Source organism: Lysinibacillus capsici (assembly GCF_003367505.1).
Classification (GTDB): domain Bacteria; phylum Bacillota; class Bacilli; order Bacillales_A; family Planococcaceae; genus Lysinibacillus; species Lysinibacillus capsici.
This window is the reverse complement of sequence record NZ_PXXX01000018.1, coordinates 217,858-240,012: the sequence shown is the minus strand read 5'-3', so window position 1 is coordinate 240,012 and position 22,155 is coordinate 217,858. Positions and strand designations below refer to the sequence as shown.

The following is a 22,155-nucleotide window of genomic DNA, read 5'->3' as shown; positions in this document are numbered from 1 at the left end:
GTAATATAGAATTGGGGTTTAGTACATGAAAGTAGTATTACAGCGCAGTAAAGCTGCCTCTGTAACAGTGGACGGAACTGTTACAGGAGCAATTGATCATGGCTATGTTCTTTTAGTGGGAATCACACATGAAGACACACAAGAGGATGTTGCCTATTTAGCAAAAAAAGTAGCCAATTTACGTCTCTGGGAAGATGCAGATGGAAAAATGAATCATTCGATCTTAGAGCATGGGGGCGCTATTTTATCCGTCTCACAATTTACATTGTATGGGGATGCAAAAAAAGGGAATCGTCCAAGTTTTATCAATGCAGCTAGACCGGAAGCAGCTGAGCCAATGTGGGAGGCTTTTAATCAAGCTTTACGCGAGCAAGGCTTACATGTGGAAACAGGTATTTTTGGTGCCATGATGGATGTAGCACTAATTAATGATGGTCCAGTCACAATTCTTCTAGAGTCAAAATAATGGAACATTTCCTATAATTCCTTCATATACTAAAGAGTATGGTTAGTTTTATAGGAAGGAGTGTCTTAAACATGACGCAGACGAGAAGTATAACAAATCCATATTTATACGAAACTCTTAACATGATGATTGGTCAGGCAGTAGTTGTGCAAACAGAAAAAAATATTCAACAAGGTATTTTATTATCCATACTACCTGACCATATGGTTCTTGAGATAAATCGTACGCCTTTCTTCATTCGGATGGAGGAAATTGTATGGGTTACATTGGAAACTACAAAAAAATGAGAAAATATGAACCTTCAAATCATAATAAATGATAGAAGGTTTTTTTATTTGTTTAGGGCAAATAAAAATACCTAAATAGCAAATTTATTTCGAAGAGATAAAAACTATTAAAACAGTTTCTACTCTTTGAATATTATTTTTTTAAAAAAATATAAACGATATGTAAGAAAGTCCATTTGATTCCTCATGGATAGTTAACCTACGATTTCCATTCTACTTACAACCTTTGATGTCTTTCATCCCAGTAATAAGGGGATCTTTATGAAGTTCATGAATAAAAAGCATTTAAGGACAATCCATACAAACTTTATCATTTCTAACACCGCTGCATATTGCTCCTGCCTTAATAAAAACAATTCGTCATATACGATGAAATTATTATTTTGGAAAACAAAAAATAATGTTGAAAATGCCCATTATTATTTGAGTATGTGTATAAAATTTTCCATGTTTATAGAAGAGGAACAAGAGGTTTAATTAGGAAAGATAGCGTGTGCTTTCAGAAATAATAGAAAATTAATACTTTACAATAAATTTAAACTCATGTATATTTATTTTCAATTAGCGACAAATAGCGACAATATACTGCTAATGTCTAAATCAGAAAAAGGAGCGTGATTTAATGGAAAATGAACAGGGGGTCAAGAAGAAAAGCTGGTTGAAAGTACCTCATACATATACGATTATTTTTGCTATTATTTTTTTAGCAGGTATTGCAAGCTATATTATACCAGCGGGTGAGTTTGAACGTGTAGAGGATGAAGAAGGGCGAATGCTCGTTGTAGATGGAAGCTATCATCATATTGAGAGTGAGCCAGTTTCCTTTTTTGAAATGTTTACAGCGGTTCCAATGGGTCTCGAAAAAGGGGCTCAAATTATTTTCTACATTTTTTTAGTCAGTGGTGTATTTGGTATTATTCGTTCTACAGGTGCTATTGAGGCTGGTGTTTATAAAGGAGTAAAAGCTTTAGAGGGCAGAGAGAAATTACTGATTCCTTTATCGATGATTTTATTCTCTGTTGGTGGTTTTACAATGGGGATGGCGGAAGAAACTATTATTTTCGTACCAATTGGTGTGGCCATTGCACGCGCGATGGGCTTTGATGCTGTAACAGGAACAGCCATGATTACACTTGGTGCCGCCAGTGGATTTTTTGGAGGAATGCTTAATCCCTTTACGGTAGGTGTAGCACAATCCTTAGCGGATGTACCATTATTCTCAGGGATTGGCTTCCGTGCTGTTGTCTATGTTTTTGTATTAAGTTTTGCTATTTTCTATGTATCTCGCTATGCTTTTAAGGTGAAAAAGAATCCTCAAGCAAGCGTTATTTACGATATTGAGCAAAAAGCTAAATCCAATGTTTCAGCGATTGACATTCCTGCATTAACAGGCAAGCATAAATTCGTATTTATTGTCATGGCTTGTGGGATTGGCTTTAATATTTATGGTGTCTTTAACTGGGGCTGGTTCTTAACGCAGCTAACTGCATCCTTTTTAATAATGGGGTTATTTGCAGGATTAATTGGTGGTTTAAAACCTGCTACTATCTTTGATTCCTTTATTGAGGGAGCCAAGGCCGTAACATTTGGTGCTTTAATTGTAGGTTTTGCCCGTGCTATTACAGTTGTTTTAGAGCAGGGGAAAATTATTGATACAATCGTTTATGCAGCATCAGAAACAATTGGACATTTGCCACATGCTATCAGTGCAATCGGCATGTTATTTATCCAAGCTCTTTTGAATTTATTTATTTCATCTGGTAGTGGACAGGCAGCTGCAACAATGCCGATTATGATTCCAATCACTGATTTACTAGGATTAGAGCGACAAGTGGCTGTTTTAGCCTTCCAATATGGGGATTCCTTAACGAACTCTATTATTCCTACTTCGTCTGCATTAATGGCGTATTTAGCTGTTGCAGGTATCCCATATGAAAAGTGGATTAAGTTTATCTGGAAGATGATTCTTGGGTGGGCATTGATTGCCTGTCTGGCGCTAATTGCTGCGGTAGCATTAGGAATATCTTAAATATAAAAAAGCTGTGGATGTTATCATCCGCAGCTTTTTTTGCTTATTCATCTTGTTCATTAAAGTAGTTGAGAATTCCCTGATAAATACCAAGAGTCGCTTGTTCGCGGAATTTAGCTGTTGTAATGACGCGCTCCTCACTGGAATTACTTAAAAAGCCTAACTCAATAAGGACGGCCTTTTGACGATTCTCTCGTAAAACTAAATAATTTCCTTGTTGTGTACCACGGTCTCTTAAATCTAGTTTACTGGAAAGACCATCATGAATTGCTTCAGCAAGCCCTTTTTGATTGCTATTCATATAATAGGATGTGAAGCCGTTAATGGAGCTATCATCTGTCGCATCATAATGAAGGCTAATAAAGGCATCTGCCTCATATTGATGGGCAATCGATACACGCTTACGCAATGCCACATATTCATCCGATTCTCTCGTCATGACAACGTTTGCGCCAGCAGCACTTAACTTGGAAGCAAGCAAAGTAGCCGTTTTTAAAGTAATGCCCTTTTCCTCTGTACCTCGTTGACCAGTTGTGCCATGATCATTTCCACCGTGACCAGCATCAACAACTATCGTTAATCCAGTTAAAGTACCTTTTTTGCGAGGCTCTTCCTTTTCTTTCTGTGGACTTGTCGCTTTATTGGAACTTGTTGTGACCACCCAGTTCGCGACAAAAGCTGTTTTTTCGTCGTCTATTTGTATTTCATAAAAATCATTTTTAACGCCTACTATCGGGTAATTTACACCAGCATCTACACGTTCAACCACTTCTGCTGCTGTTGAGGCATCCGTTCGTAGGTTTGTCCCATTATAAATAATCGTAACAGACTCTAACTCTTTGGAAGTTGATGTTTTTGAGGTACTTTTTACTTTATTAGAGAATGTACCGTAAAAACTATAGACCCAACCTACTTTTTTATCATTGTACTGAATTTGTACCCAATTATGCTCATGTGCGAGGACTTTAAAGGCTTGTCCTTTTGTTGCTGTGCCGATTTTTTTAGCATTCAAATCTGGCTTCTTACGAACATTAAGGGTGTCCACTAAAATGGTGAAGGTTGTATCTTTGTTAGCGGGTGCCGTGGTTGTAGTGGTTACTTCTACAGCATCTTCTTTGGGTTCTGTTTCTTTTTTAGGGTTATCGTTGATCGTGACATAATCCTTCGACACCCATCCTGTTAGTCCATTCCAATCGATTTTTGCCCATTCTCCATTTTCTTCAACGAGGTTTGCTTGGTTACCAGTTGAAAGTTGACCAAGAACAGCTGAAGAGATATCTGGTTCTGTTCGAATATTTAAACGGTCAACTTGTGAAATGACGGTTTTGTCGATCACTTGTTTAGCATTAGTAGGTGCTGTCAGCCAAGAGGCAACCCATCCTTCGTAATTGCCTGCTTTGACTTGGTACCAATCACCTTCTCGACCGATTGAGGTTAAAGGGTCACCTTCTTCTAAAGTCGTAATAATGGGATAAGACAATCCAGGACCCTCTCGCAAATGAAGAATCGTTCCAGCGACTTTTAGATCACTGGTGTCAGCGGAAGCTCTTTGAACAAAGTTCTTATTTGGCATCGCCATCGTTACCATTAGTACGAAGATGATTATACTATGTAAAATTTTTGTCCTCATCAGATTCCTCCTATTCCTTGTGCTATTTTACCATGCTTTTATCATAAAATTCGTGGTAAAATGGTAACAGAATTAGTTATTTTCAACATAGACTGATGAAAAATACAAAAATAGTTGACATTGCTTTGGCTAGTGACTAACATAAAGGGTAATCGAAAAATGATTAATCGCTTATGACCAAGCAAGTAGCGTATACCACTATTGGAAAAGAGAGGGAAAGACTTAGGCTGCAATCTTTCCTACAAAAATGTATAACGTGAATAACACTTGAGAGGCTTTTTTCTGAAAAGCAGTGCCTAGTAGGAAAAAACGGAATCGGCCGTTATCCGATTAAGAGGAGGACACATGTAATCATTTGTGTCAACTAGGGTGGAACCGCGGAAGCTTATACAGCTCTCGTCCCTTGCTATTGCAAGGGACGAGAGCTTTTTTGTTGTTCAAAAAGTAATGAGTTTTTTAAGAGGGATTGTTGTTTTTGCTCAGAAAAGAGGGGAAGGCGCTCTAATTAGTATGAAAAGCGCTCATCAAGGCTGTAACCCGCTCCAACCGGACAAAAATTTGCTCAACCAAAGCATGCATTCGCTCAAAGTGGGACTACAGCTGCTCTATCATAAGCAATCAATATAGGAGGGAATTACATGAGTTTTAAAGTGCCACGAGGGACACAAGATATTTTGCCAGGTCAATCTGAAAAATGGCAAAAAGTTGAAGCGATTATTCGTGATATTTGTCGTGTTTATCGCTATAACGAAATTCGCACACCAATTTTCGAGCAAACGGATCTATTTGCACGTGGTGTTGGGGAAACAACTGATGTTGTACAAAAGGAAATGTATACATTTGAAGATCGTGGAGGGCGTTCATTAACACTACGTCCAGAAAATACGGCTGGTGTCGTACGTGCCTATGTGGAGCATAAAATGTTTGGTGCTCCTGATCAGCCAGTTAAGCTTTCTTATTTAGGACCAATGTTCCGCTATGAGCGCCAACAGGCTGGTCGTTATCGTCAATTTGTACAGTTTGGAGTAGAAGCAATTGGTTCAGCAGATCCTGCGATTGATGCAGAAGTCATTGCTCTTGCTATGGACGTCTACGAATCAGCGGGTTTAAAGGATTTAAAATTAGTGATTAATTCTCTTGGCGATAAAGAAACACGTGATACACATCGTACTGCTTTATTACAGCATTTTGAGCCACATATTCATGAATTTTGCTCAGACTGTCAAAATCGTTTACAAAAGAATCCATTGCGGATTTTAGATTGTAAGGTAGATCGTGAGCATCCATTAATGCAAACGGCTCCAGCGTTAACTGATTTCTTAACAGAAGAGTCAGCTGCTTATTTCGCTCAAGTGAAATCGTACTTAGATACATTGGGTATTTCATATGAGGTCGATCCAAATCTTGTACGAGGACTTGATTATTATAATCACACAACTTTTGAAATTATGTCCACAGCATCAGGCTTTGGTGCTATTACAACATTATGTGGTGGTGGACGCTACAATGGATTAGTGCAAGAAATTGGCGGTCCAGATGTACCAGGTATAGGTTTTGCATTAAGTATTGAGCGTTTGTTGCTGGCACTTGAAGCGGAGGGTGTTGAATTAGACACAGCTTCAGGGCTAGATGTTTACATTATTGCAATGGGCGATGAAGCGAAGCAAAAGGCTGTTGAGCTGACAAGCACTTTCCGAGCGAAGGGACTTGCGACAGAGATGGATTATTTAGACCGTAAAATGAAAGCTCAAATGAAATCAGCGGATCGACTAGGTGCAAAATATACGCTTGTTCTTGGCGAAACAGAACTTGAAGAGCAAGCAGCGGCTGTAAAACATATGGAATCTGGGGAGCAGCACAAAGTGGCGTTCTCAGAGTTAGTGAACTATTTAACACAAAAAGCTTAAAAATAGACAGAGGGCATTTCTAGGAAATGCTACATAAATTGAAGATATTTTGGAGGAATTTAACAATGGCTACAAGAACACATGCTAGTAACGAGCTGTCAGAAGCGTTACAAGGCGAAAAAGTCGTATTAAAAGGTTGGGTACAGCGTCGTCGTGACCTTGGTGGTTTAATTTTTATTGATTTGCGTGACCGTACAGGTATTACGCAAGTTGTGTTTAGTCCAGATGTTGCAGAAGCACACGCATTAGCGGATAAAGTGCGTAGTGAATATGTGATCGAAGTGGAAGGCACAGTCATCCTTCGTACAGAGGATCAAATCAACCCAAATGTACCAAACGGTAAAATTGAAGTGGAAGCAACAAAATTAGTCGTAATTAATACGGCAAAAACAACGCCATTCCAAATCGAAGATCGTACAGATGTATCAGAAGATTTACGTTTAAAATATCGTTATCTAGACTTACGTCGTCCCGTAATGTTCGATACTTTCAAAATGCGTTCTGATGTGACACGTACAATTCGTAACTTCCTACAAAATGAAGGATTCTTAGAAGTTGAAACACCAATTTTAACAAAATCAACGCCAGAGGGTGCTCGAGACTATTTAGTTCCTTCACGTGTACATGAAGGTGAATTTTATGCCTTACCACAATCACCTCAATTATTTAAGCAATTATTAATGGTTGCTGGTTTTGAAAAGTACTTCCAAATTGCGCGTTGCTTCCGTGACGAAGATTTACGTGCTGACCGTCAACCAGAGTTTACACAGGTGGACATTGAAACGAGCTTCTTAACACAAGAAGAAGTATTAGAAATGAACGAGCGATTAATTCAAGCGGTTATGAAAGAAGTAAAAGGAATCGACATTCCTGCACCATTCCAGCGCATGAAATACCAAGAAGCAATGGATCGTTATGGTTCAGATAAGCCAGATGTACGTTTTGGATTAGAGCTTGTGGCGTTAAATGATATTTTTGAAGGCTGTAATTTCAAAGTATTTGCTGATACGGTTGCACAAGGAAAACAAGTGAAAAGTATCAATATTAAAGGTGCAGCTGACAAATATTCTCGTAAAGACATGGACGAGTTAACAAAATTCGTTGGGATTTACGGAGCAAAAGGTCTTGCCTGGTTAAAGGTAACAGAAGAAGGCTTAAACGGACCAATTGCGAAATTCTTTGACGAGGCATTAGCAGCAGCTTTAATCGAGCGTATGGGAGCAGAAGTTGGCGATATTCTAGTATTTGTAGCAGATAAAGCCGATGTTGTAGCAGCTTCATTAGGTGCTCTTCGTACAAAATTAGGACAAGATTTAAATCTGATCGATGAATCACAATTTGCTTTCCTTTGGATTACTGATTGGCCATTATTCGAATACTCTGAGGAAGATGGACGCTACTATGCAGCACACCATCCATTCACACGCCCGTTTGATGAAGATATAGCGTTAATGGACACAGACCCTGCAGCAGTACGTGCACAAGCATATGATATCGTTTTAAACGGCTATGAACTTGGTGGTGGTTCATTACGTATTTACGAACGTGACCTACAAGAGAAAATGTTTGAATTACTTGGCTTCTCAGAAGAAGAAGCACAAGCACAATTTGGCTTCCTATTAGAAGCGTTTGAATACGGCGTACCACCACATGCAGGTCTTGCCTTTGGTCTTGATCGCTTCGTTATGCTATTAGCAGGTCGTACTAATTTACGCGATACAATCGCATTCCCTAAAACAGCTAGTGCAAGCTGCTTGATGACAGAAGCACCAAGCGAAGTATCTCCTGAGCAACTAAGTGAACTAAGCCTGGCTATCAAACCATTTAGAAAATAATGTATAATTCAAAATACCTGGATTACCTAGCAAATACTGTTGGGAATCTAGGTATTTTTTGCGTTTTCGTAAGAAATTATAGATTATTAGAGAAAATCGTTTGAATTATCAGAAAAGTGGTGTTATGATAACTGTAATACGAATCCTGATGTGTTTGTCTAACTGCTAACTCTACTTCACAGTTTTGACCGAACATTATAGAATCGGGAGCCTTCATTTTGTAGTCGCAAACATGCCCCTAACAAAGCGGGACGTTTAAAGTTGCAAAGCGGGCACCCACCTGCAAATTGCGGGTTCAAAACGAATGTTTCTTGGCATTACGGCACAATTGGGATTCGTCCTATACATAGGATTGAGAGGAGCTTATTAATAGCTCCTTTTTTTACATAAAATTAAACAAGAACTAGTAGAGTGTTTTAAGTGAATGTTTAGAAAATATGAACAATTACTTTTTATTTCTGATGAAGCAGCATATAATTGGTATAGACAACTATACCTTTTGAGAAGCTATATCCGCTAAAGGAAAAGATACATTATATCTTTAGGCAGATATTACGAGGAAAAACACTTTATTTAAATGATTTTGAAAGCGTTTTAATTGTGGTTGATACAAAACACAGTGAGGGAAAAGCCTATTGAAAGAAGGCAAATTGGATCAAAATTACAAGACGGTGATTAGTCAGTTGAGAATATAATGGTACAATGATTGAGCTCAGATGCTACAATGATAGTGAGAAAGTTACCACATCAAGCGACTGTGTAAATATGTCTTTTTCACACTGTTATCGTGGATATCATTTAGCTTTGTTTAATCATGCGAAATACAAAAACCGATCTAACGAGGTAAAGTTGTATGGAGAAATCATAAAGGCGATAAGGAAGGTGCAAGAATTGTTAGAGAAAAATTCTCATATACCTATTTATATACAAATAGAAGAGATTATTAAACAACGAATTTATTTAGAAGAATACAGAATTGGTGAGACTATCCCATCAGAACGAGAGCTTTCTGCACAATTTGATGTAAGTAGAATGACTGTTCGTCAATCCATTACCAATCTAGTAAATAGTGGTCTATTATATCGAGAAAAAGGGAGAGGAACGTATGTTGCAAATCCAAAATTAGAGCAACCGTTAAAAGGCTTAACGAGTTTCACGGAAGATATGCGGGCAAGAGGAATGGAACCAAGCAGTAAGGTATTACGATTTGAGAAAATTATACCACCAGTGGATATTGCAAGAGATTTGATGATAGAGTCTGGCGAAGAAGTATTTTTTGTAGTGCGCATAAGAAATGCAGATGCGCAACCAATGGCAATCGAAAGAACATATATCCCAGTTAAAATTTATCCGGAGTTGGATGAGAAGCAAATAATGGGCTCGCTTTATGCCTTAATCGAAGCAAAGTTCCATCAAAAAATAGGGAATGCGGTACAACAGATGGAGGCAGCCATCGTATCGAAAGAGGATAGTAAGTTTCTACAAATTAATCAAACAGCACCAGTTTTAATTATCAAACGTACAAGTTATTTATCAGATGGTAAGCCCTTTGAGCTTGTGCGCAGTACGTATCGAGCTGATCGTTATAAATTCATAAGTGAAATTAAAAGGTGATTTTATGCATGCATATTTTTCTGAAATCGAAAAGCTTATCCAGGTTGTGAAGGAAAAGGAGGCATCACATATAAGTGATGTGGCTCAAATCATTGTCCAACGTCTCCAAAAAGGTGGGATAATTCAATTATTTGGTTGTGGTCATTCACAGCTATTGGCACAGGAGGCATTTTATCGAGCAGGTGGTTTAGTACCCGTCCGTCCTATATTTATTGAACCATTAGCTTTACATGCTGGAGCATTAGCTTCTTCAATCAATGAGAAAGATTCAACTATTATTGAACAGCATAAGGAACAGTTTGACTTTCGTGAAAATGATGTTTGCATCGTCATTTCAACCTCAGGGAGAAATGCAGCACCTATTGACGCCGCTTTATTAGCAAAGGATTCAGGGATATTTGTGCTATCCCTCCAATCGCTCCACTATAAGGAACAGACTACACGTCATCACAGTGGGCTGCGGCTAGAAGATGTGGTAGATTTTGTAATTAATACACATATACCGATTGGTGATGGTGTACTAACTATACATGACATACAGTATGCGCCAGCATCTACTGTTATTGGTTCATTACTATTAAATGCTTTGTTCAGTGAAATCATAGAAACACTAGCAAAGTCCTCAATAGAGTTACCGATTTTTGTCAGCAATAATGTTGATTCGGATTGGTCACATAATGAGAAAATGATTGCCAAATATCATCATCGGATTAATTTCACGTGAAAGAGTGGAGGTATGTAAATGAAGAAAATGTATAAAATTACATCTACTGAAGGTATCCATGCCAGACCGGCTGCATTACTCGTAACTGCAGTGACACCATTTCAAAGTGATATTAAATTAACATACGAAGAAAAATCCGTTAATTTAAAGTCTATTATGGGCGTGATGTCATTAGGTGTTAAACCAGGAAGTGTAGTGGAAATTTCAGCGGATGGGCCAGATGTAGCAACATTATTTCAAACTATTACTGAAGTCATGTTGTCTAAAGCAATAGGAGAAGAATGGCAAGAGGGATAAAAGATTCTTGCAGTGGTTATGATTATGCCACTGTAAAAGAATCTTATGACTAATTATCTGAATATTAGGAATTTTAGGGGTGGTTAAATGGACATTCACATCGTCTCGCCTAATGATTATGGGCAGATTCATCGATTGAGAGACTATTGCTTTCCAAATAAGTACTCAGGGGCTCGTCGAGAGGATTTTCATTATTGGATTGAGCAAAGCACGACCTTAGGTGCTTATGATGACAAAAAAATTGTTGGGCAGCTATTAATATTACCGCTAAATATTACAGTGCATGGAGTTTCATTTAAAATGGGAGGCATCGGCTTTGTTGCAACGTATCCTGAGCATCGACAACAGGGTATTATCAAAAGGCTTATGACAGAAGCGCTGCAAAAAATGAGAGACAATGGACAAACGATTTCAGTATTAGCGCCATTTTCTGTGTCCTTCTATCGTTATTTTGGTTGGGAATTATTTTTTGAGAAGCTCCATTATACAATCCCTCAAACTATGTTTCCCTCTTTAGGGAAACAAGTAGACGACATGAAAAGGATGAGCTTTGAGTGGTTAGATCCTGTGCTCTTTCAGATGATTAAGGATTTTCATAATGCACAGGCAATCATTCGAAATGGTGGCATGGTAAGGGATGAAGGATGGTGGAAAAGACTTGAAAGAAGGAGTCCAGATAGTCACTTTGCTGCCTATTTTCAAGGCAGTAACATAGAAGGCTATATTCGTTATACGATTCGAAATGGGGCATTTACTATCCAAGACTTTGTTGTAGCAAATCTCTTAGCTGAACAAGCTATGTGGCGTTATATGACATCTCATGCAGCAAGTGTCAGTAGCATAACTGGAGTTACTAGTAATCATTATCCTTTTGGCTTTTATTTCAAGGAGCCACAATTCAAAAGGGAAGTCATACAGGATGTGATGATTAGAGTAGTAGATGTTTATGCATTTATGCAGCAGTATCCGTGGAAGGATATTCAAGAAACATTAACGATTCGTATTGAAGATCCATTTTGTCTCTGGAATGAGCATATTTATCAAATAAATAAAAATGGTCAGGTCGTAATAATTGAGACAAGTTCAATCTCTGACAAGCATATGTTAACACTACCAATTAATCTTTTTTCTGCGATGATGGCAGGTTATCTTTCTGTCAAAGAAACAGTTGTCTATGCTAATCAACCTACGGTAGAAAAGGTGATCGAACAGTGGGAATGGGCAATCCCTACTGAAAAGCCAGCATTTTATGAGTATTTCTAGGTATTGAATAATAAGAAAATTTAAAAATTTTTTGGCTTTTTTTCTGGACTATACCAGTTGATTATAATCATTAATTTCACGACAAAATTGATATAGCCCAATTTTGTAAATAACTTGATATAAATAAATTTAATGTAAAATTTATATTGTGGTATATACCAATAGGTGCTATTCTCAAAATAAGTAAGCGATTACACAATCGAAGAAAATAAAAGGAGTGTATCGAATGAAAAACATCATGTTAGTGTGTGTAGCAGGTATGAGTACTAGTTTATTAGTGTCGAAGATGCAAAAAGCAGCGCAAGAGCAAAATATTGACGCCGATATTTACGCCATTGCTGAAGGAGAGGTGGAAAAGATTTTAGCGACAAAGAAGGCTGATGTTCTTTTATTAGGCCCACAGGTTCGTTATTTGAAAGGTTCATTTGAAACAAAATATAAGGATAAAGGCTTTCCAATCGATGTGATCAATATGGCGGATTACGGCATGATGAACGGTGAAAATGTCCTGAAACAGGCTCTACAACTAATTGGATAAAAGAAGGGGCAATGGGGAATGGAAGATACAGCATTAATGGCATCCATTATGGGACTGATTGTGCATAGTGGAAATACGAAAAGTGAGTGTATGGAAGCTATTCAGCTAGCAAAAAAGGGGCAAATTGAGGCAGCAAAAGAAAAAATCAAATTAGCGAATGAGTCATTAATTGAAGCGCATCATGCTCAAACGGGGTTACTGTCTCAAGAAGCAAGGGGAGAAAAGGTAGAGGTTTCGATGTTATTAATTCATGCCCAGGATCATTTAATGAATGCTATTACTTTTCGAGATTTAGCACAGGAAATGATTGAGCTATATGAACGAATCCAAGGGGAGTAACATCAAATTTTGATGTTATCAATAAAAAGCAAAGGGAGTGTATGTGAGTGTTCCGTTTTTTAGAAGAAAAGTTTGTACCGGTTGCTGCTAGGGTTGGGAATCAGCGTCATTTAGTTGCCATTCGTGACGGATTTATTACGATTATGCCTTTAACGATTGTGGGATCTTTGGCTGTACTTATTAACAATTTGCCTATTAAATTTTATCAAAATACACTCGATGCCATTTGGAAACATGAGACATGGACTCAATTCGGCGGTAATATTTGGAGTGCTACATTTAATATCATTTCACTGCTACTTGCCTTTACTGTTGCTTATCATCTTGCTAAAAGTTATCAAAAAGATGGTCTGTCTGCTGGAGTAATTAGTTTATCAAGCTACATGACGTTTGGGACTTTCGGGGAAGGCGGATTAACCGGCTTAACAACAGGCACGGGTGGTATATTTATTGCTCTGATTGTAGCACTACTTTCTACAGAATTGTTTTGTAGATTGTCTGGTAATCCTAAACTACTAATTAAAATGCCAACTGGTGTACCACCAGCTGTTTCCAAATCATTTGCTGCGTTACTTCCTGCCATTATTACGATTGGAATATTTGCTTTAGTACGTACAATTATTTCAGCAGGTTTTGATATACCAGATATTGTCGGGTCCTTCTACTCTGCGATTCAAGAGCCATTTATGGGTCTAACAAATACATGGCTTGCTGCTTTAATTTTGGCATTTATACCTACATTTTTATGGACACTTGGCGTACATGGAGCAAATATCATCGAACCATTCATGCAAACGATTAATTTACCAGCTATTAATGAAAATGTTGCAGCAATCTCTGCTGGTAAAGTTGCGCCTTACATTGTCAATAAACCATTCTTTGATGCTTTTATTAATATGGGAGGCTCTGGTACAACAATAGCACTTATTATTGCGATTTTCATATTTGCGAGAAAGAATAAGCAATATAATACAGTTGGGAAATTATCCGCAGCACCTGGGATTTTCAATATCAATGAGCCATTACTTTTTGGGTTACCAATTGTATTAAATCCGGTTTTATTTGTTCCGTTCATTTTGACACCAATGATAAACGTAACAATTGCATTCTTTGCAACGAAATGGGGCTGGGTGCCAGCCGCTACCGTTTCACCGCCTTGGACAACACCGCCGATTATTAATGGCTTTTTAGCAACTCAATCTTGGCGTGGTGCTGTTTTGAGTATGGTCTTAATTATCATTGCTGTTTGTATTTATCTGCCATTTATCTCGATGGCGAACCGTATGGCAAGGCAGAATGAGCAAAAAGCTGCTTTAGCGGCACAGAGTGAGGAATCTGTAGTGGAATCCAGAGGACAAAAAGTGGAAGTATAAGCATCAATTAACGGAGGGTTTGAAGTGAAAAGATTAGGAATCTCGCTATATCCGCAGCATAGTACGCTAGAGGAGATGAAGCGCTATGTTCAGGTGGCTCATGATAATGGCTTTGATCGTATATTCACATGCCTAATGTCCTTAAAACAGGATGAGGAGCGTCAAAAATTACAACAAATCAACGAATTTGCGCAACGCCTCGGCTTTGACATATCCGCTGATATTGCACCAGGTGTTTTTGATGATTTAGGCTTAACTTATAGGGATATTGGCTATTTAAAAGAACATTATTATTTGGCAGCCTTACGTTTAGATATGGGATTTTCAGGTCAAGAAGAAGCGTTGATGTCACTTGATGGAAGTCATCTAAAAATAGAATTAAACATTAGTAATGGTACGAAGTATGTAGATAATATTATCTCTTATCAGCCCAATAAAGAGAACATTATCGGCTGTCATAATTTTTATCCAAAACGATTTACGGGGCTATCTCGTCAGCATTTTTTACAAACGTCACAACACTTTAAAGCGCACAATGTGAGAACAGCAGCAATGATCTCCTCACAACATGGTCAATATGGACCTTGGGAGCAAACAGAGCACGGGTTACCTACATTAGAGGAACACCGTTATCTCCCAATCACTGTACAGGCGAAAGATTTATGGCATACAGGGTTAATTGACGATTGTATTATTGGCAATATGTTTGCTTCTGAGGAAGAACTACGTGCATTAGGACAATTAAATCGTAATAAGCTTGAGTTAAGGGTTGTCCAGTCTGAAGACACAAGCATTTTAGAGGAGACGATTCTTTATAAAGAGCCTCATTTTAATCGGGGTGATGTGTCTGAATACGTGATTCGGAGCACCCAATCCCGTGTGAAATATAAAAATGGAGATTTTCCTGTGCATGATATACGGCCATTAAAAAGAGGAGATGTCACGATTGATAATAATTTAGATGTTCGTTATAAGGGAGAGCTACAGATTGTGCTAAAGGACATTCCGAATACAGGATCGAGTAATGTCGTAGCTAGAATTGTAGAGGAAGAACTATTTTTATTAACATACATTCAACCATGGGCATCATTTGGATTTACAAAGTAAAGAAGAGTGAGAAAGAGATTGAGTCATCAATCTCTTTTTCTTTATGTGGTTGAGCATAATGTTATATAAGATTTACCTGATTAATCAACTAATTTTATTGTACTATTTTACCATATATAGCAGAATTGGATGAAATGTTTTTATGGATTATTATTTCAAAGGATTTAAGTAGATAATTTTGACTTTTTCTTTATATTTTTATCTTGAACAATAACATGATAAAATGTAAGATAGGTTTTGATTTTATCTTAGTATATAACTAGGTTTACTAATAAAATTTCATAAATGGAGAGTGTCAGGATGTTACATCAATTTTCACGTAACGAGCTCGCAATAGGAACAGAGGGTCTCGAGAAATTAAAAAATACAACGGTTGCCATTCTTGGTGTGGGTGGTGTCGGTTCATTCGCGGCTGAGGCATGTGCACGAAGCGGAATCGGCCGTATTATTCTAGTCGATAAGGACAATGTAGATATCACAAATGTCAACAGACAACTTGTTGCATACTTATCAACAGTTGGTCAATCAAAATCAGCTGTCATGAAAGAGCGTATTGCAGATATTAACCCAGCATGTGAAGTGATTGACATGCACATGTTTTATACGGAAGAAACCTATGAAGAATTTTTTGCACAAGGCATTGATTATGTAATTGATGCAAGTGATACAGTGATGTATAAAATTCATATAATGAAGGAATGTTTAAAGCGTAATATTCCTATTATTTCAAGCATGGGTGCAGCAAATAAGATGGACCCTACTCGCTTCCAAATTGCAGATATTTCAAAAACACATACAGACCCATTGGCTAAAATCATTCGTACTAAGCTACGTAAAGAAGGTATTCATAAGGGTGTTACGGTTGTATTTTCAGATGAAAGTCCAATTGTCGTACGTCCAGATGTTGTCGAACATGTAGGTAAGCCGGATGCAGCAATTCGAAAAGCAAAGATGCCACCTTCATCTAACGCTTTTGTACCGTCAGTAGCAGGTTTAATTGCAGCAAGCTGGGTAGTCAATACCATCCTAAAAGATGTGAAAATTACGCGCGTACAAGGTTAATACCAAATACGGTGCTTTGGTAATAGTCAAAAAACAGCATAAATGTTCATTTTCGTAGAAGTAGCTGCCTTAATTGTATTTAGAGGTAGCTACTTTTTCTATGTTACAATTAGACCGTTGTAAAAAAGGAGGCCTATACAAATGGAAAAAATTTATCAAATGGAGTATAGAGGTTTAAATCTTTTCGACGAGATTAGCACAGTAGAGTTAGCTATAGATGAAGAAAACCAAACTATACATATTTTTGATGTTGGACAGGTTGTCAGCCCCATTTTTAATTTTGATGTATCAGCCTACGAATTGTCAGATGGTTTTTATAAAATGGCTGATGTTCTGCGACACAAAAAAATCTTAACGAATCAACAATCAGGTAGTGATTTAACATTAAGTGAATGGTTAATTATGAACAATGCTTATTTTTATATACCTCAAAAGCGCATTAAAAAATATGTGCATGGAAGTATTATTGAAATTATCGATCGAGCAAACGAACCATGCTTATTTGATGATTATGTACAAAGGGTATAATTTTACCAAAATAGTTCCTCTTATGTACATAAAATGCTATTAATTCACGAAATTGTCTTATTTTTTTCATGTCCACACTACTTCATATGGTTTATTGCTATAATTTGAATCATCCATTAGATAATCGATCAGTTTGTTTGGGATGCTTGGTGCTACTCAGTGAATAGACAGAAAGCTAAACAGCAAATGACATATGGGAGAGTGGGAAAATGGAAATTCAAGTAATTCGTGATCATTTAGATATTGTTAAACTTCAAGAGAAAATGAATGCCATTGTATTTGACTATTTGGATACATCCAACAACTATCCGAAAGCCATGAGAGAATTGAATCCTTTATATATACAAGTCACTACCTATTATAAGGAATATGTTAATCAGCGGGCAGGGGAATTACCGAAAGCAAATACGTATTGGCATTTATTTATCGATTGTTGTGCAAAATTATGCTACTTTTTAGCTGCATCGACTTATTATTCTTCGAATGCTTTGCAAAAAACGCCTGAAAAAGTAGAGCATTTATTAAAAATAGCAGCCTATTCCTTACCGAGTATTGAGCAGGAAGAGAATGAGCAATTATTAGAAGATATCATGGCTCTTTTAACTGAAGTGCTAGAGGATGAAGAAAAAGCAACAAACATACGCAACGAAGTACTGTCACAAAAAGGTGAAGTGAAGCAATGTCTTCAACAATTTAAATTATTTGTGGAACAAGAACTTCCTGCATAAACCTTAGACAATAATAGACTATCTATTTTCTGAAAATAGCCTATACGTCAAGAATCTACGTAACTTATTGGGATTTAAATCAGTTTTTTCTACAATGTTCGATGTGGAAAGAGAGTGATTTACTTGCCTCTTTTAGTAGCGTGGGTTCTTTTTTATTATGACGAAAGTAAAAAGGCATATTTTCTTGAAAGGTATTTATGTTTTTTTGTCGAATTATAGTTAGAAAATTGGTAATATATGTGCTCACGCTGTAAGAACTTAGCTGAAAGAACTTATTGGAAGGGGGCTAAGCAATGATTGTAAATGGAATAGAAATAGATTTGGCGAATTTGGAAAAGCCGCTTTTATTAGTTAGTGAGGAAGATGAACTTTTATTTCTACAGCTTATCCAACCGACAATCGAACAGGAGCTTATTCAATGTCAATTAGCGCTCTCAACAAGGAAATCTATTTCATTGGTCAAAGATATTTGGTTGGCTATGTATAGAGATCGAGAAAAGCTGTACATCAATAGCGGTCATGCCATGCTTTATCCAATACGTTTAATTCTTTTTGAACTAGTCACACAAGCAGAATATTTCCAACGCTTAGCAAAAAAATCACGTGGCGATGAATGTCTTTCCCTTATCTATGCAGTTATTCTTTTGCAATTTGTCTTGCAATGGTTAAAAGATCGATTTAGTGGAAATAAAGAGGTATATGGTGCATTAAAACGGTTATACAGAGTGTCGGATGATGAATTAAGTAATGAGCCCTCCTGTGAAACAAGAGAACAAAAAATTGCACAAGCAATTGCTGTAAAAGCAATTCGCTTTGAGGTGAGAGAAAACAATCAAGAGTTCGCCAGCTTGCTGTATCAGTCGTATAATTTGATTGTTTTTTTGCATAGTAAGGAAAAAGAAGGAGATGTGGAAGAGTCCATTTTGCCATCACTTCGACATTTGGCAGAACCATTAAATTTGTTTTACCAAGAACGATATACAACAAATAACCCGAGCTTTACAGGATGATTGCTAGAGTAGCCTATCCTGTTGTTATATAAAAAGCAAAGTCATTTCAATTACTTAAGATAGTGACTTTGCTTTGTTTTATTATTTCTTATCTTGAAATGATTTTAGTTTGTCGTAGATGCCAGCCATGCGCTTTTCCTCACCAGCAATAACAGGTTTGTAGAATTCAGTTCCTACAAGTTCGTCTGGCAAATATTGCTGGTCTACCCAACCACCAAAAGTACCGATCGGTGTGTTATGAGGATATTGATAGCCAACGTGTCCTAAATCTTTTGCACCCTCGTAATGAGCATCTCGCAAATGATGAGGTATATCACCTGTTTTGCCTTCATGAATAGCCTTAATGGCAGCATCAATAGCCATAATGGCTGAGTTGGATTTTGAGGCAAGGCACATTTCAATGACAGCACTGGCAAGTGGTATACGTGCCTCTGGTAATCCTAGTCGTTCGGCTGCTTGAATAGCAGCTAATATATGAGGTCCGACTTCGGGATTAGCTAGACCAATATCCTCATAGGCCATAACAAGTAGGCGTCTGCTGACAGCCACTAAATCGCCTGTTTCCAATAAATGCGCTAGATAATACAGAGCAGCATTGGTATCACTGCCACGCACAGACTTTTGCAGGGCTGATAGTAAATTATAAAAATGTGATCCTTTTTTATCGCCATACACACCAATTCGACTAATGAGATGTTCAATGACATGGTCGGCAGCAACCGTTTGTCCATCCACCTCATCACTGGCATAGTAAATGGATTCTAGCAAAGTTAACGCTTTTCGTGCATCTCCATTTGCTGCGGCGGCAATTTGTTCAATTTGTGATGGTGTTAAGGCAAAATGATATTTACCTAGTCCGCGTCTTTCATCAGCAAGTGCTTTTTCAACTAGTTCGATTAAATTTTCCTTCGTTAAGCGTTTTAGCTGGTAAATTTCGCCACAGCGTGAACGAATCGCTGGATTAACATCATGATAGGGATTTTCTGTCGTGGCACCAATTAATACAATTGATCCATTTTCTACATGTGGTAACAGTGTATCTTGCTGTAATTTATTGAAACGGTGAATTTCATCTAGGAAAAGTATTACTTTCCCTGAAATTCTTGCTTCTTGTACAATATCTTCCACATCTTTTTTGCCAGCTCGTGTGGCATTAAGTGCGAAGAAAGGGAGCTTGGAACTTCCTGCAATGGCATTGGCAATGGATGTTTTACCGATTCCAGGTTCTCCATATAGCAACATGGAAGGGACGTGTTCATTTTGAATCATTTTATAAAGGGCTGTGTTGGGACCAATGAAATCCTGATGACCAACAATCTCATCAAGGGTTAAAGGTCGCATTCGAAAAGCGAGTGGTTCATTGTGCAAAATAACTTCCCCTTTCTGTCGTTGTCATTTTTTGCTTCATACATTTTTTTACGCTAAAATAAAGCACTCATATGGATTTTGAACGATTATGAATCGCTTTAATTAGTATATCATATCCTTCTAGGTGTATTTCCGAGTTCATCAAGAGGAGATTATGATATACTGTTGGTAGTATTTTGACTAGACTAATTGAGGGTGATAAAATGAAAATTTCAACAAAGGGCCGTTATGGGCTTACAATTATGATTGAATTAGCAAAGCATTATGGGGAAGGGCCAATTCCCTTGCGTAAAATTGCGGCGGAAAAGGAACTTTCAGAGGCATATTTAGAGCAATTAGTATCTCCGCTTCGTAATTCAGGCTTAGTAAAAAGTGTACGTGGTGCTTATGGTGGTTATATGCTAGCAAATCCACCTAGCGAAATTTCAGCAGCCCATGTTATTAGTGTGCTAGAAGGGCCGATTCAACCAGTAGAGGGTATTGAAAATGAAGAAGCCCCGCAACGTGAGTTATGGCTACGTATTCGTGATGCAGTAAAAAACGTGTTAGATACAACGACAATTGAAGATTTAGCACAATATACAGAAGAAAATGTAGTGGAAGGCTACATGTTCTATATTTAAAATAGTTTAAGCTAAAGCGCTACTCCTGCATTCACTTCATCTTTTTAGGAGATTGTGAACTATTCACATCTCAATGGCTATTTTTACGATGAGTGATGTGGGTTTTGTGCTTTTATCTCGATTCAGCAAATGTTTTGTACTAAAATGAACCACTAAGTACGGAAGACTCCCCACTTATAGAGGAGCGAAGAACACTTGTATTATTTTGCAAGCATTAACTGAATCAAGCGAAAGCCTCTGGCGGATGTCACAGAGTTTAAAAAGGAGTTTTCAACATGAATTCATATATCTATCTCGATCATGCGGCCACATCTCCAATGAATGGCCAAGTAATAGAAGCGATGACGACTGCTATGCAAGAGGTATTTGGCAATGCATCGAGTATTCATAAAGCAGGTCGAGAAGCAAGGAAATATCTAGATGATGCACGTGAGCTATTGGCGAAATCAATTGGTGCGCAAGCAGGGGAAATTATTTTCACAAGTGGTGGCACAGAAGCTGACAATATGGCAATTTTAGGGACTGTCTATGCCCGTGCAAATGAAGGAAAACACATCATAACAACGCAAGTAGAGCATCATGCAGTATTACATACGTGTGAAAAACTTGAACGTGATGGCTTTGAGGTGACCTATTTACCTGTTGATCAAAAAGGGCGTGTCGCGATTGAGGATGTCCAAAAAGCCCTTCGTGATGATACCATTTTAGTGACAATTATGTATGGAAATAATGAAGTTGGAACGATACAGCCAATTGCTGAGATTGGCGCGCTATTGCGTGAGCATAGTGCCATATTCCATACAGATGCGGTTCAGGCTTATGGCTTAGAGTCCATTGATGTAAATGAATTACAGGTGGATTTATTGAGTGTATCTGCTCATAAAATCAACGGTCCAAAAGGTGTTGGATTCCTTTATCAAAAAGCAGGAACACCGTTAGCAAGTTATGCTCTTGGGGGCGCACAAGAGAAAAAACGTCGTGCAGGTACTGAAAATATACCTGCCATTATTGCTTTTGCGACTGCAGTGCAAGTTGCAAATGAGTTGCGTGAAGAAAAGCGTTCACTATACAATCACTTTAAGCAAATTATGCTTGCTGTTTTTTCACAGGAAAAGCTAGCATTCCATGTAAATGGTGATGAGGTGGATTCGTTGCCTCATGTCTTAAATATTAGCTTTGCAGGCATGGAGGTAGAATCATTTTTAGTGAACCTTGATATGGCAGGTATCTATGTTTCGAGTGGTTCGGCATGTACTGCAGGATCGATTGATCCTTCTCATGTGTTAGTAGCAATGTTTGGACAAAGTGCAGAGGAGCTACGAAATTCAATCCGATTCAGCTTTGGGCAGGGTTTAACGGAAAAGGATATACAAGATGCAGCAGAAAAAACGGCTCAAATTGTGAAAAAACTAGCTAAAAAATAATTT

21 protein-coding genes, 1 other RNA gene and 1 other annotated feature are annotated in these 22,155 nt (G+C 37.7%); of the genes, 20 read left to right on the top strand and 2 right to left on the bottom strand.

Features of this window, described 5'->3' with window-relative positions; genetic code table 11:
• Positions 1-25 precede the first annotated feature (25 nt).
• The 3 genes from dtd to C7B89_RS16770 all read left to right on the top strand — a co-directional run bounded on the left by dtd (position 26) and on the right by C7B89_RS16770 (position 2,782).
• Positions 26-466 (top strand): D-aminoacyl-tRNA deacylase, encoded by a 441-nt coding sequence (gene dtd, locus C7B89_RS16785; RefSeq protein ID WP_115674141.1) that lies wholly within the window; start codon positions 26-28, stop codon positions 464-466.
• A gap of 71 nt (positions 467-537) precedes the next feature.
• Complete coding sequence (locus C7B89_RS16780; RefSeq protein ID WP_004226745.1) at positions 538-753, top strand: DUF2642 domain-containing protein; 216 nt, start codon at positions 538-540, stop codon at positions 751-753.
• Between the two features lie 622 nt (positions 754-1,375).
• Positions 1,376-2,782, top strand: coding sequence for a YfcC family protein (locus tag C7B89_RS16770; RefSeq protein WP_115674140.1), 1,407 nt, complete (start codon positions 1,376-1,378; stop codon positions 2,780-2,782).
• A 43-nt stretch (positions 2,783-2,825) separates the two neighbouring features.
• On the opposite strand, the gene C7B89_RS16765 is transcribed toward C7B89_RS16770, so the two are convergent.
• Positions 2,826-4,412, bottom strand: a complete 1,587-nt coding sequence (locus C7B89_RS16765) for an N-acetylmuramoyl-L-alanine amidase family protein (protein ID WP_054550045.1) — start codon at positions 4,410-4,412, stop codon at positions 2,826-2,828.
• 164 nt (positions 4,413-4,576) lie between these two features.
• Positions 4,577-4,819, top strand: a binding site (T-box leader).
• Positions 4,820-5,050: 231 nt separating this feature from the next.
• On the opposite strand from C7B89_RS16765, the gene hisS reads away from it, so the two are divergent.
• The 15 genes from hisS to C7B89_RS16685 all read left to right on the top strand — a co-directional run bounded on the left by hisS (position 5,051) and on the right by C7B89_RS16685 (position 18,737).
• On the top strand, positions 5,051-6,319 hold the full coding sequence (gene hisS / locus C7B89_RS16755; RefSeq protein ID WP_054550047.1) for a histidine--tRNA ligase: 1,269 nt from the start codon (positions 5,051-5,053) through the stop codon (positions 6,317-6,319).
• Positions 6,320-6,384: 65 nt separating this feature from the next.
• Positions 6,385-8,154, top strand: a complete 1,770-nt coding sequence (gene aspS, locus C7B89_RS16750) for an aspartate--tRNA ligase (protein WP_054550048.1) — start codon at positions 6,385-6,387, stop codon at positions 8,152-8,154.
• A 139-nt stretch (positions 8,155-8,293) separates the two neighbouring features.
• A non-coding RNA gene (gene ssrS, locus C7B89_RS16745) (6S RNA) lies at positions 8,294-8,493 on the top strand.
• 552 nt (positions 8,494-9,045) lie between these two features.
• Entirely contained in the window at positions 9,046-9,768 is a 723-nt protein-coding gene (locus C7B89_RS16740) for a GntR family transcriptional regulator (RefSeq protein ID WP_004226770.1), read from the top strand.
• A 4-nt stretch (positions 9,769-9,772) separates the two neighbouring features.
• The gene (locus C7B89_RS16735) at positions 9,773-10,492 is read left to right on the top strand and encodes a sugar isomerase domain-containing protein (protein ID WP_048392122.1); all 720 of its coding nucleotides are present in this window, start codon (positions 9,773-9,775) and stop codon (positions 10,490-10,492) included.
• An 18-nt stretch (positions 10,493-10,510) separates the two neighbouring features.
• Positions 10,511-10,789: an HPr family phosphocarrier protein gene (locus tag C7B89_RS16730; RefSeq protein ID WP_016991626.1), complete on the top strand. Its 279-nt coding sequence runs from the start codon at positions 10,511-10,513 to the stop codon at positions 10,787-10,789.
• Between the two features lie 87 nt (positions 10,790-10,876).
• The gene (locus C7B89_RS16725; protein ID WP_115674139.1) at positions 10,877-12,052 is read left to right on the top strand and encodes a GNAT family N-acetyltransferase; all 1,176 of its coding nucleotides are present in this window, start codon (positions 10,877-10,879) and stop codon (positions 12,050-12,052) included.
• A 226-nt stretch (positions 12,053-12,278) separates the two neighbouring features.
• Positions 12,279-12,590, top strand: a complete 312-nt coding sequence (locus C7B89_RS16720) for a PTS sugar transporter subunit IIB (RefSeq protein WP_004226780.1) — start codon at positions 12,279-12,281, stop codon at positions 12,588-12,590.
• Positions 12,591-12,608: 18 nt separating this feature from the next.
• Positions 12,609-12,929 carry a PTS lactose/cellobiose transporter subunit IIA gene (locus tag C7B89_RS16715; protein WP_004226783.1) on the top strand — a complete coding sequence of 107 codons (321 nt, stop codon included), beginning with the start codon at positions 12,609-12,611 and terminating at the stop codon, positions 12,927-12,929.
• A 47-nt stretch (positions 12,930-12,976) separates the two neighbouring features.
• The gene (locus C7B89_RS16710) at positions 12,977-14,302 is read left to right on the top strand and encodes a PTS sugar transporter subunit IIC (RefSeq protein ID WP_048392124.1); all 1,326 of its coding nucleotides are present in this window, start codon (positions 12,977-12,979) and stop codon (positions 14,300-14,302) included.
• 24 nt (positions 14,303-14,326) lie between these two features.
• Positions 14,327-15,409 (top strand): DUF871 domain-containing protein, encoded by a 1,083-nt coding sequence (locus tag C7B89_RS16705; RefSeq protein ID WP_066036488.1) that lies wholly within the window; start codon positions 14,327-14,329, stop codon positions 15,407-15,409.
• 300 nt (positions 15,410-15,709) lie between these two features.
• Positions 15,710-16,471, top strand: a complete 762-nt coding sequence (locus tag C7B89_RS16700) for a tRNA threonylcarbamoyladenosine dehydratase (RefSeq protein WP_048392126.1) — start codon at positions 15,710-15,712, stop codon at positions 16,469-16,471.
• 141 nt (positions 16,472-16,612) lie between these two features.
• On the top strand, positions 16,613-16,999 hold the full coding sequence (locus C7B89_RS16695; RefSeq protein ID WP_112118171.1) for a hypothetical protein: 387 nt from the start codon (positions 16,613-16,615) through the stop codon (positions 16,997-16,999).
• Positions 17,000-17,208: 209 nt separating this feature from the next.
• Positions 17,209-17,727, top strand: a complete 519-nt coding sequence (locus C7B89_RS16690) for a hypothetical protein (RefSeq protein ID WP_048392128.1) — start codon at positions 17,209-17,211, stop codon at positions 17,725-17,727.
• A 293-nt stretch (positions 17,728-18,020) separates the two neighbouring features.
• On the top strand, positions 18,021-18,737 hold the full coding sequence (locus C7B89_RS16685) for a hypothetical protein (RefSeq protein WP_048392129.1): 717 nt from the start codon (positions 18,021-18,023) through the stop codon (positions 18,735-18,737).
• Between the two features lie 81 nt (positions 18,738-18,818).
• On the opposite strand, the gene C7B89_RS16680 is transcribed toward C7B89_RS16685, so the two are convergent.
• Complete coding sequence (locus tag C7B89_RS16680) at positions 18,819-20,105, bottom strand: replication-associated recombination protein A (protein ID WP_112118174.1); 1,287 nt, start codon at positions 20,103-20,105, stop codon at positions 18,819-18,821.
• A gap of 203 nt (positions 20,106-20,308) precedes the next feature.
• Between C7B89_RS16680 and cymR the strand changes: the two genes are divergently transcribed.
• Together cymR and C7B89_RS16670 are read left to right on the top strand one after the other, a co-directional pair.
• Positions 20,309-20,728 carry a cysteine metabolism transcriptional regulator CymR gene (gene cymR / locus C7B89_RS16675; protein ID WP_004226809.1) on the top strand — a complete coding sequence of 140 codons (420 nt, stop codon included), beginning with the start codon at positions 20,309-20,311 and terminating at the stop codon, positions 20,726-20,728.
• 275 nt (positions 20,729-21,003) lie between these two features.
• Complete coding sequence (locus C7B89_RS16670; protein ID WP_054550056.1) at positions 21,004-22,152, top strand: cysteine desulfurase family protein; 1,149 nt, start codon at positions 21,004-21,006, stop codon at positions 22,150-22,152.
• The last annotated feature ends 3 nt before the right edge of the window (positions 22,153-22,155 follow it).